Genomic DNA, 10,572 nt, shown 5'->3' with positions numbered 1-10,572 from the left:
GAGGCGCAAGCCAAGGCAGATGCCGAAGCTGCGGTGGCCGCTGAAGCTGAGGCGCAAGCCAAGGCGGATGCCGAAGCTGCGGTGGCCGCTGAGGCTGAGGCGCAAGCCAAAGCGGATGCAGACGCTGCGGTGGCCGCTGAGGCTGAGGCGCAGGCCAAGGCGGATGCAGAGGCTGCACTTGCTGCCGAGGCAAAAGCGGAGCCGGCGGTTGAGCCGGTAACGGAGCCTGTCCTGTCCGAAGCAGAGCAAGCGGCGGCGGATGCAGAGGCGCGCGCTGCGGCCGAGGCGGAATTGGCAGTGAAAGCCGATGGGACGATTGTTGATCCTGCAGCGGGCTTGAAAACGGCCGAAGAGGTGATTGACCCTGCGGCTGTCCCTGTGGAAGCGCCTGTTGTGTCAGAGCAAGAGGCGCAAAGCCTGTCTGATTTGCTGACAGGTGGTGCGGATGCTGCTGCGACGGAGGCCGTTGCGGCCCCTGCTTTGGCTGCTGCCGAAGCCGGACCGAAAGCGGCTGATGCCGCCCCATCCGCCGAAGCTGTGACTGCGACCAGCGAGGTGATTACCGAAGACCAGACCCGCCGCGCGACCGAAGAATTTGCGGCGGCCCCTGCGGTTGTGGCACCGGGCAAAAAGAACAAGCTGTCCAATCTGGAAAAGGCGGGGCTTGTGGGTCTTGGGGCCTTGGTTGTTGGCGCTATTATCAGCCAGAACAAGAACTCGACCGCGGTGTCGCAATCGCAGCAACAGCAGGTTGTGTCCAACACGGGCGACCGTGTGGTCGTGTTGCGGCCGGACGGTGATTATCAGGTTTATAAGGATGATGACGCTTTGCTGCGCCGACCTGGGAATACCTTGCGAACCGAGACGTATAAGGACGGGTCGACGCTTACGACGGTGGACCGCGCCGATGGCAGCCAGATTGTGACGATCCGCGATGCGACTGGGCGGGTGCTGCGCCGTGCGCATTATGACCGGAGTGGCAATGAGCGGTTGCTGTTCAATGATCTAGAGCCGGAAACCCCGATTGTGATTTCGACCCTGCCAAAACCACGGGGCAACCCTGTGGTGATTTCGGGGCGTGACGGGGATGCGGCGATCAAGGCCGCATTGGCGCAGCGGCAAATCCAAAAGATCGGGCGGACGTTCAGCTTGCGGCAGGTGCGGACCATCCCGCAGGTGCGGTATCTTGCAGCGGTGGTGGATGTGAACGCGATCACCTTTGCATCGGGATCATCGGCTTTGTCGACAACAGAGGTGGATGCGCTGGCCGATCTGGGCGAGGTGATGCAGGACCTGCTGGATGCCAACCCCAAAGAGGTATTCTTGATTGAGGGCCATACGGATGCGACGGGCAAAGCGCCTATGAACCTTGCGCTGTCGGATCGGCGGGCCGAAACGGTGGCGCTGGCGCTGACCGAGTATTTCGACATTCCGCCGGAAAACATGGTGGTGCAGGGCTATGGCGAGACGGAGCTGTTGATCGACACGCAAGCGGATGAAAAGCGCAACCGTCGGGTTGGTGTGCGGATTATCACGCCTTTGTTGTAAAGGGTTGGTTTAGGTTGTTTTTGTCTGGGCGGGTGCGATGTGCCCGCCCAGATTTCGTTCAAAGCGATGCTTGGGCCCCTAGGGACCAGAGCTTTTCAGCCGCTTGGGTGACAGGGTCGCCGAGTTTGGCGGCGAGGGCTGGCGGGAACACCTCGGCCACGGCCAACAGGCTTGCTATCTTTTCGGCGGGTGTTCGGGCGGCATCTGACAGCGCGCGCAGGCGGGTGGCGAGGGGGTCTTTGACCTCTATCGGGTTGCCCGCTTCATCCACCCCACCAACATAGCGCATCCAAGCGGCCACCGCGAGGCACAGGCCGGGCGAGGGGCGGCCCGCGGCAAGGTTTTCGGACAAGGTGCCAAGAATGCGTTGCGGCAGTTTTTGGCTGCCATCCATCGCGATTTGCCATGTGCGGTGACGGATGGCGGGGTTGGCATAACGGGCTTTTAGGGCTGCCGCATAGACGTGGAGGTCCACCCCCGCTGGGGCGGTGACGGCGGGGATAATTTCGGACCAAAGCTGATCGGCGTAGGCGGCAAAGGCGGAGTTTGCCATGGTGTCGGCGATGGTTTCATGGCCCGCAAGATAGCCCAGATAGGCGAGTGCGGAATGGGTGCCGTTGAGCATGCGCAGCTTCATATGTTCATAGGCGGTGACATCGCCCACCATTTGCACACCCACGGCGGCGAAATCGGGGCGGGTGTTGTTTACGAAATCATCCTCGATCACCCATTGGCGGAAGGGTTCGTGCAGCACGGGGGCGGCGTCATGGCGGCCCGTTTGCGCGGCCAACTGCGCGATGTTTTCAGGCGTTGTGGCGGGGGTGATACGGTCCACCATTGTGGCGGGAAAGCGGGCATGAGCGGCGATCCAATCGGCCAAGGAGGGGTCGATCAGGCGGGCGAGGTCCAGCACGACACCGCGCACCAGTTTGCCGTTTTCGGGCAGGTTATCACAGGTGAGGATGGTGAAGGGGTCTGCGCCAGCCGCACGGCGCAGCGCCAAGGCGCGAACCAAAAAGCCGGGGGCCGAGCGGGGCAGTGGGGTGGCAAGGTCGTGTTGAACATCGGGGTGGTCGGGGTTCAGGCGGCCCGTGGCAGGGTTGTGGCAATAGCCTTTTTCGGTGACGGTGAGGGATACGATTTTCACGGCGGGGTCGGCCATCGCCGCCAGCACGGCGGCGGGGTTTTCGGGGGCCACGAGGACATCTTGCAGCACCTCGGTTAGAGCGGTTTTTTGGCCGTTCGGCGCAAGGGTGACAGAGGTATAGGCCCAGCCTTGGGGGGCCAGCGCGTCGCGGGTTGTAGGGCTTTGCAAGGACACGCCGATGATGCCCCAATCGCCGCCGCTGTGGGCCATCGCCTCGGCCACATAGACCGCGCCAAAGGCCCGATAGAACGCGCCGAGGCCGAGGTGGACGATGCCAACGCCGGGGCGGGGGGTTGTGCTGCGGGTCAGGCGATTAGCGGGCAAGCCAGCCTCCATCGACATTCAAAACCGCGCCGTGGATATAGGCGGCGGCAGGGGTGCAAAGATAGGTAGCAGCCCCCGCGATATCGGCAGGGTCGCCCCAGCGGCCTGCGGGGATACGGTCCAGAATAGCGGCGTTTCGGATGGGATCGGCGCGCAAGGCTTCGGTGTTGTTGGTTGTGATATAGCCGGGGGCGACGGCGTTGACGTTGATGCCTTTGGCCGCCCATTCATTCGCCAGCAGTTTGGTCAGGCCCGCGACGCCGTGTTTGGACGCGGTGTAGGATGGCACGCGAATGCCGCCTTGGAAGGACAGCAGCGAGGCGATGTTGACCACGCGGCCTGTTGTTTTGGTGGCAAGGATTTCGCGGGCAAAGGCTTGGGTCGTGAAAAAAAGCGCCTTGAGGTTCACGTCCATCACCGCATCCCAATCGGATTCGGTGAAATCAACGGCATCGTTGCGGCGGATGATGCCTGCGTTGTTTATCAGGATGTCAAAGCCTTGACCTGTGAACAGGGTTTGGCCTGCCATAGGATCAGTGAAATCGACGTGGACGGAGGAGGCGGCACCGCCTGCCTGCGTGATCTGCGCCACGGTTTCATCGCAGGGCCTGCGGCCTGCGCACACGACCGAGGCCCCTGCGGCAGCAAGGCCCACCGCGATGGCCTGGCCGATGCCGGTATTGGCACCCGTCACAAGGGCGTGGCAACCGTGAAGGGAAAAGGGATTGGTCATCGCAAATCCCCCGCATCCAGCATGTCCATATCGGTGAAGTCGACGTTATCGCCTGCCATTGCCCAGATGAATTGATAGGCCCCGATGCCCGCGCCGGAATGGATGGACCACGGCGGCGACAAAACACCTTGTTCATTGGCGACGAACAAATGGCGCGTCTCGGTCGCCTCGCCCATCAGGTGCAGCACGCGGGCCTGCGGGGTCATGCCGAAATACAAATATGCTTCCATCCGGCGGTCGTGGGTGTGTGGGGGCATGGTGTTCCAAATCGACCCTGTGTGCAGGGTGGTATAGCCCAGAACCAATTGGCAGCTGTCCATCACTTGGGGATGGATAAACTGGCGGATGGTGCGCTGATTGGCGGTTTCCGGCGCGCCGAGATTGACCTCATTCGCCTGCGCCACGGTGACAAGGCGCGAGGGGCAGGTGCGGTGGGCGGGGGCCGAGGTGATGTAGAAACGGCCCGCGCCCGCGAATGTCACAGCGCCCGACCCCATGCCAAGATACAGCACATCGCCGGTGTTCATCGTGTAGGCTTCACCGGCTGCTGCAACGGTGCCTGCGCCGCCGATATTCACGATGCCCATTTCGCGGCGATCAAGGAAGGATGGGGTGCGGGTTTCGCCGACTTTATCCAGCGTCAACGCGCCGCCAGCTGGTACGGCTGCGCCCATCGTGAAGCGGTCGTAGTGGGTGTAAACAAGGCGGATTTCACCATCGGCAAACAGGTTTTCCGTCAGGAAATGCTGGCGCAAGGCGGCGGTGTCCATGCCCTTGGCGTGATCTTGGTGGATGGCGTGGCGGGTTTGGACAGTCAGCATCGGGTTTTTCCTTTTTGGTCTTTTCCGGCAGGTTTAGGCGCGGCGATAAAGTTTCTGCGCGTTTTTTGCGCGACCTTGGGGTTTATCGGTGTCGCGCGAGGCGTGGCGGTGGAATGGTTGCCATGCTAATCTAGTCGACTAATATCCCAGTTGGCAAATGGGAATATGCGCCTATGCTGGAGGCGAGGGTTCACGAAGGGACATGAGATTAATGGGTGGGTTTGACACATCCCGAGTGGCTGAGACGAAAACAGCCGCGCTTATCAGGCTGGAACCGGTTGCGCGGCCAACGGTTGCGGACCAGATCTATGATGTCTTGCAGCGCCGCATTCTGACGCTGGACCTGCCCCCGGGGACAAAGCTGTCCGAGGCGGAGGTTTCGGCGCAATTGGGGGTATCTCGCCAACCTGTGCGCGAGGCGTTCAAGCGGCTGGCGGCGCAGGGGTTTTTGCTGATCCGTCCGCAGCGCAGTACGATGGTCAGCTATATTTCCGAGGCGGCGATCTTGAAGGCGCGGTTTGTGCGCACGGCGCTGGAAACCCAAACCTGCCGCGAGGCCTGTGCGGTGCTGAAGCCTGCGGATTTTACGGCGCTTTCCGTGCTGATCGACGGGCAAGCGCAGGCGATTGATGATGGGGACCGAGAGGGGTTTCACGCGCTGGATGAGCAGTTTCACCGCGAAATTTGTGCGCGCTCGGGCGTGGGTTTTGTGTGGGATATGATCCACGATTGCAAAGCGCATATGGACCGGATCAGGCTGTTGTCACTAAACTCGAAATCGCAAAAGCGGGCCTTGGCCGAGCATGTTGTGATCCTTGAAGCGCTGATGACGCAGGACACGGAGGGGGCAGCAGCGGCGATGACACAGCATTTGGCGCGGATTACGGATCTGATTGGCGAGATCAAGGCGGAAAACCATGCTTGGTTTACGGATGATGGATTGGGGAGGGCGCTGCGATGAGTGTGGAGAAGATAGACACGCTGGTGATTGGTGCGGGGCAAGCCGGTGTTGCGATGAGCGAGCATCTGACAATTGAGGGCATTCCCCATATCGTGCTGGAACGCGCGCGAATTGCCGAACGCTGGCGGTCGGAACGCTGGGACGGGTTGGTGGCCAATGGCCCCGCGTGGCACGACCGCTTTCCGGGGATGGCGTTTGAAGGTGTGGACCCTGCGGCCTTTCCGGGCAAAGAACGCGTGGCTGATTATTTTGAAGCCTATGCCAAGCATATCAACGCGCCGATCCGCTGCGGGGTCAATGTGACCTTGGTGCGGCGCATTCCCCATGCGGGCGGGTTTCGGGTTGAAACCTCGGACGGTGTGATCGATGCGGATCATGTGGTCGCAGCCACAGGGCCGTTTCAGCGGCCGGTTTTGCCTGCCTTGGTGCCCGAAACTGCGGGGGTGTTTCAGATCCATTCATCGGGTTATCGCAACCCCGATCAACTGCCCGAAGGGGCGGTTTTGGTGGTTGGGGCGGGGTCATCCGGCGCACAGATTGCCGATGAATTGCAGCGCGCAGGGCGCAAAGTGTACCTGTCGGTTGGCCCACATGGCCGCCCGCCGCGCAGCTATCGGGGGCGCGACAATGTGTGGTGGTTGGGAGTGTTGGGCAAGTGGAACGCCGCAGCACCAGCGCCCGGCACCGAGCATGTGACGATTGCCGTCAGCGGCGCGCGGGGCGGTGAGACGATTGATTTTCGCAGGCTGGCCGCCGAAGGGATGACCCTGCTGGGGCGCAGTCAAAGCTATGACGGTGAGGTGTTGCGGTTTGCCGATGATCTGGTGGCAAATGTGACGCGCGGTGATGCGAATTATCTGTCGGTGCTGGATGAGGCGGATGCCTATGTCACGCGCCACGGGCTGGATTTGCCGCTGGAACCTGACGCGCGGCGGGTTTGGCCGATGCCTGCGTCGATGGAAAACCCGATCACAGCGCTTGACTTGGCCGAGGCCGGAATAACCGCGATTGTCTGGGCGACGGGCTATGCGGTGGATTATGGTTGGTTGCAGGTGGATGTGTTTGGCGCGGATGGCCGCCCCAAACATCATTGCGGCGTGTCGAATGAGCCGGGGTTGTTTTTCCTGGGCCTGCCGTGGTTGTCACGGCGGGGGTCGGCGTTTATCTGGGGGGTGTGGCATGATGCGAAATACATTGCCGACCAGATTGCCATTCAGCGCCACTATCGTGATTATCACCTAACCGCATCCAAGTGACTGAACGGAGAGTATGATGGCGCATTATCGGCACCGCAAGTTTAACACCAAAGACACCTATCCCGAACAAAAGCTGGACAATGACCTGTGCCAAGCGGTTGTGACATCAGGCGGGCGTACGATTTATCTGCGCGGCCAATGCCCGCAAAATCTGGATGATGCGCAAGATATTGGCAGCCATGATCCGGTGGAGCAGACCCATAAGGTGATGCAGAATATCCGCCAGTTGATCGAGGAATGTGGCGGGCGGATGGAGCATTTGGTCAAGGTGGTGGTTTACGTCACCGATGTGCGCCACCGCGAGGCGGTGTACCGGACAATGGGCGAATATCTGAAAGGGGTGCATCCTGTGTCGACTGGTTTGGTCGTAAGCGCCTTGGCGCGGCCGAATTGGTTGGTCGAAATTGATGGCACTGCCGTTATTCCGGATGACGTGGCATGACCTTTTCCATAGTCGCCCGCTGCGCCGATACGGGGATGTTTGGCGTGGCGATTGCGTCATCGTCACCCGCTGTGGCCGCGCGCTGTTCTTATGCGCGGGCGGGGGTTGGGGCGGTGGCGTCGCAGAATGTGACGGACCCGAGTTTGGGGCCATTGGGGCTGGATTTGCTGGCGCGGGGGTTGGGTGCGCGGGACGCGCTGGCGGCATTACGCGGGCAGGGCACGTTCATGGACTATCGGCAGGTGCTGATGGTTGATGCAGCGGGGCAAACGGCCATTCATTCGGGGCCAAACGCGCTGGGGGTGTGGGCGCAGGCGCAGGCGCTGAACGTGGCATCGGGTGGGAATTTGTTGCGGGATGCAGCTGTGGCGCAAGCGATTGTCGATGGGTTTTTGGTCAGTCGCGGGCATTTGGGGGATCGGTTGATTGCCGCAATGCAGGCCGGATTGGCGGCGGGTGGCGAGGCAGGGCCAATTCATTCCGCAGGGATGAAGCTGGTCGATAAGGTAAGCTGGCCCGTGGCGGATTTGCGCTGTGACTGGACGGAAGGGTGCCCGATTGACGCGGTGGCCACGGCGTGGGGCGTGTATAAACCGCAGCTTGACGCCTATATCCAGCGCGCGTTGGACCCGCGTGCGGCCCCGTCTTATGGCGTGCCGGGGGATGATTAAGCCTTTGGCAAAATCAGGATTGCGCGGAAATCATTGACATTGGTCAGCGTCGGGCCGGTGATGATTTGGCCGCCGATGGATTTGAAAAAGCTGTGGGCATCGTTATTTGCCAGCGCCGTTTCGGCAGAGGTGCCGGTTTGCGTGGCAAGGGCCAGCGTGTCGGGGCCGGCATAGGCGCCTGCGACCTCTTCGACCCCGTCCACGCCATCGGTATCACAGGCAAGGACGTGGATTTGTGGATGGCCGTTCAGCGCAATCGCTGCCGCAAGCGTGTATTCGGCGTTTGGCCCGCCGCGCCCGTTGCCCCGCCGCGTGACCGTGCATTCGCCGCCCGATAGCAAAAGCATGGGGCGGGGGAGGGGGGTTGCTGCGATTTGCATCGCAAGGGTGGCTTGGGTCTGGGCCAGATCGCGGGCCTCGCCTTCCAGCGCGTCGCCAAGGATTTGCACGTCGATTCCTTGGGACTCAGCTTGGGTTTGTGCTGCTTCGAGGGATTGGGACGGCGCGGCGATGATGGATAGGGCGGCACCGGCAAGGCGGGGATCATTTGGCGCGATGGGGGCGGGGGCGGTTTCGATGGCTGCGCGGATATGGGGGGGCAGATCGACATCCCATTGATCAAGGGCTGCAAGCGCCATCTGCGATGTGGCGGTGCTGCCAACCGTGGGGCCCGAGGCGATTTCGGATGGATCATCGCCCGGCACATCGGACAAAACGAGGCTAAGGATGCGGGCGGGGTGGGCGGCGACGGCGAGTTTGCCACCTTTGACCGCCGAGACTTGTTTGCGGATGATGTTCATTTGCGAGATGGGCATGCCGGAGGCCAGCAGAGCGGCGTTGAGGGTTTGCTTATCTTGCAGGGTCAGACCCGCCACAGGAGCGCAAAGCAGGGACGAGCCGCCGCCCGAAATGAGCGCGATGATCTGGTCATCGGGGCCAAGCGATTGGACGAGGGCAAGCATGCGTTGGGTCGCAGTCACGCCTGCTGCATCAGGGACGGGATGGGCGGCTAGGGCGATCTCGATCCCTTTGGTGGGGCGGCCGTAGCCGTAGCGGGTGATGACCAAGCCTTGGCAGGGTCCGTAAACCGCCTCTAATGCCTCGGCCATGCGCGCACTTGCCTTGCCAGCGCCGATGATGACCAAACGGCCCTTTGGGCGGGGTGGCAGATGGGCGGCAAGGCAGAGCATTGGGTCGGCGCGGGCAACGGCTGTGGTGAACAGATCGGTGAGCAGGGCGCGGGGGGTCATATCAGGCCAGCCATTTTTTGTAGTCGCTGACCAGCAGATGTGTGGGCGCCGTATCCTCATCTACCGTGGCAAAGCGGCCAATGGGTTCGCGGAAAATGTTGTCGGTTTCGTCGTCGTTCACGGTCGATACCTCGCCAATCAGCACATCACCGCCATCGCCCCAAAAGGCATGCCAATCGCCGGGCATCAGGGTGACGCTTTGCCCCGGTGCAAGGCGCAGTTTTTCGCCGGGGGCAAAATCGCGCTGGATGCCATCGCAAAACACGGTTCCGCCCCTATCGTCCGCAAAATTGCCTGCGGGGTCAGAGCCGAAAAGTTCGACCACCAAGGTGGCACCGCCGCGGTTGATGATATCCTCGGCCTTGAGGACGTGGGTGTGCATGGGCGAGAGTTGATCTTGTTTCGAGATGAGCAGCTTTTCGGCATAGCACATGCCGCCGCCGCGTTGCAGATCGGCGAGCCTGCCGTTGCGCAGGGTGAACAGAAACAGGCCCATCTGGTCGTAACGCCCTGCGCCGTAATCGGTGATATCCCAACCGCAGCGGGCTGAGATCACATTGGCGGCGCGTGCGGCATTGGCCTGAAAATCGGCAGGCGACCAATAGGCGAAAGGTGGCAAGGTAAAGCCGAAGTGGCGGATCATCGCATCCGCCTCGGCCATAATGTCGTTTATACGGGAGCGTTTCATATCGGGCCTTTTGCGGGTCACATGAGAATTGGCAAGATGTGCCAAACATGCGACGAATGGGGCAAGGCGTGCAAGTGGAGACAGATCTGATGAGCAATCTTGAAGCGGCCCTTGGGTTGATTGATGCCGCGAATGCGGCGGATCCGACGCAGGAAGATGGTCGCCCTGCGGCGTTGCTGTACGGTGAGCGGATGTCGGCCGAGGTGGCGCGGTTGTTTCCGCAAGCATCAGATGTGTTGCAGATTGCTGCGCGCGGCCAGCATGTAGAGCGCTGGTTGTTGAAGCGGGCCGAGTTTCCCGAGGGGAAAGAAGGCTATCACGCGTGGCGGCGCGAGCAGGGGCGGCGGCATGGTGCGCGGGTTGCTGGGATCATGGCGCAGGCGGGCTATGATGTGGCTGATCAGGCGCGGGTCGGCGTGTTGCTGCGCAAGGAAGGCATCAAGCGCGATGCAGATGTGCAGGCGCTGGAGGACATTATTTGCTTTGTGTTCATCCGTTGGTATTTTGCCGATTTCGCGGCCAAGCGCGGGGCCGAGGATTTGCAAGGCATCGTCGATAAGACCGCGCGCAAGATGTCAGAGCAGGCACGAGCCCGGGTGCTGGCGGAATTTGATTTGCTGCCGGACTTGGCAGCGGCGTTTGCCGTTTGATTGGGGCGCGCGCGCGATTGCGGCGGCGAAAATACCTTACAATGCGGCCAATGGCCTGATACAGATTTCGGGGAATTGCCC

The 10,572-nt window shown here is 61.6% G+C and carries 11 protein-coding genes; 6 read left to right on the top strand and 5 right to left on the bottom strand.

Annotated elements, in window-relative coordinates:
- Positions 1-1,548 (top strand): OmpA family protein (locus tag G560_RS0114670; RefSeq protein ID WP_028914133.1); only part of this gene is annotated, 1,548 nt, incomplete at its 5' end.
- Between the two features lie 58 nt (positions 1,549-1,606).
- On the opposite strand, the gene G560_RS0114665 is transcribed toward G560_RS0114670, so the two are convergent.
- Genes G560_RS0114665 through kduI form a run of 3 tightly spaced genes read right to left on the bottom strand, consistent with a single transcriptional unit; the run spans position 1,607 to position 4,573 of the window.
- A complete protein-coding gene (locus tag G560_RS0114665) occupies positions 1,607-3,031 on the bottom strand; it encodes a mannitol dehydrogenase family protein (protein ID WP_022705056.1) in 1,425 nt (474 codons plus the stop codon).
- Entirely contained in the window at positions 3,009-3,752 is a 744-nt protein-coding gene (gene kduD, locus G560_RS0114660; protein ID WP_022705055.1) for a 2-dehydro-3-deoxy-D-gluconate 5-dehydrogenase KduD, read from the bottom strand. The genes G560_RS0114665 and kduD overlap by 23 nt, the downstream gene beginning before the upstream one ends.
- Positions 3,749-4,573 carry a 5-dehydro-4-deoxy-D-glucuronate isomerase gene (gene kduI, locus G560_RS0114655; protein WP_022705054.1) on the bottom strand — a complete coding sequence of 275 codons (825 nt, stop codon included), beginning with the start codon at positions 4,571-4,573 and terminating at the stop codon, positions 3,749-3,751. The genes kduD and kduI overlap by 4 nt, the downstream gene beginning before the upstream one ends.
- 235 nt (positions 4,574-4,808) lie before the next feature.
- Here kduI and G560_RS0114650 point away from each other — a divergent pair, with 235 nt between their 5' ends.
- Genes G560_RS0114650 through G560_RS0114635 form a run of 4 tightly spaced genes read left to right on the top strand, consistent with a single transcriptional unit; the run spans position 4,809 to position 7,903 of the window.
- On the top strand, positions 4,809-5,534 hold the full coding sequence (locus tag G560_RS0114650; RefSeq protein ID WP_244870042.1) for a GntR family transcriptional regulator: 726 nt from the start codon (positions 4,809-4,811) through the stop codon (positions 5,532-5,534).
- Entirely contained in the window at positions 5,531-6,790 is a 1,260-nt protein-coding gene (locus G560_RS0114645; RefSeq protein ID WP_022705052.1) for a flavin-containing monooxygenase, read from the top strand. The genes G560_RS0114650 and G560_RS0114645 overlap by 4 nt, the downstream gene beginning before the upstream one ends.
- Positions 6,791-6,806: 16 nt before the next feature.
- Entirely contained in the window at positions 6,807-7,232 is a 426-nt protein-coding gene (locus tag G560_RS0114640; RefSeq protein ID WP_028914130.1) for a RidA family protein, read from the top strand.
- Positions 7,229-7,903 (top strand): DUF1028 domain-containing protein, encoded by a 675-nt coding sequence (locus tag G560_RS0114635; RefSeq protein WP_022705050.1) that lies wholly within the window; start codon positions 7,229-7,231, stop codon positions 7,901-7,903. Before G560_RS0114640 ends, G560_RS0114635 begins: the two co-directional genes overlap by 4 nt.
- On the opposite strand, the gene G560_RS0114630 is transcribed toward G560_RS0114635, so the two are convergent.
- Positions 7,900-9,153: a glycerate kinase type-2 family protein gene (locus G560_RS0114630; protein WP_022705049.1), complete on the bottom strand. Its 1,254-nt coding sequence runs from the start codon at positions 9,151-9,153 to the stop codon at positions 7,900-7,902. The two genes, G560_RS0114635 and G560_RS0114630, sit on opposite strands and share 4 nt — an antisense overlap.
- A gap of 1 nt (position 9,154) precedes the next feature.
- Positions 9,155-9,841, bottom strand: coding sequence for a D-lyxose/D-mannose family sugar isomerase (locus G560_RS0114625; RefSeq protein WP_022705048.1), 687 nt, complete (start codon positions 9,839-9,841; stop codon positions 9,155-9,157).
- 89 nt (positions 9,842-9,930) lie between these two features.
- On the opposite strand from G560_RS0114625, the gene G560_RS0114620 reads away from it, so the two are divergent.
- A complete protein-coding gene (locus tag G560_RS0114620) occupies positions 9,931-10,491 on the top strand; it encodes a DUF4202 domain-containing protein (protein WP_155947306.1) in 561 nt (186 codons plus the stop codon).
- Positions 10,492-10,572: the final 81 nt, after the last annotated feature.

This window comes from Pseudorhodobacter ferrugineus DSM 5888 (assembly GCF_000420745.1).
GTDB lineage: Bacteria > Pseudomonadota > Alphaproteobacteria > Rhodobacterales > Rhodobacteraceae > Pseudorhodobacter > Pseudorhodobacter ferrugineus.
Note: the sequence above shows the minus strand (reverse complement) of the source record. Positions and strands in the feature narration are given on the sequence as shown.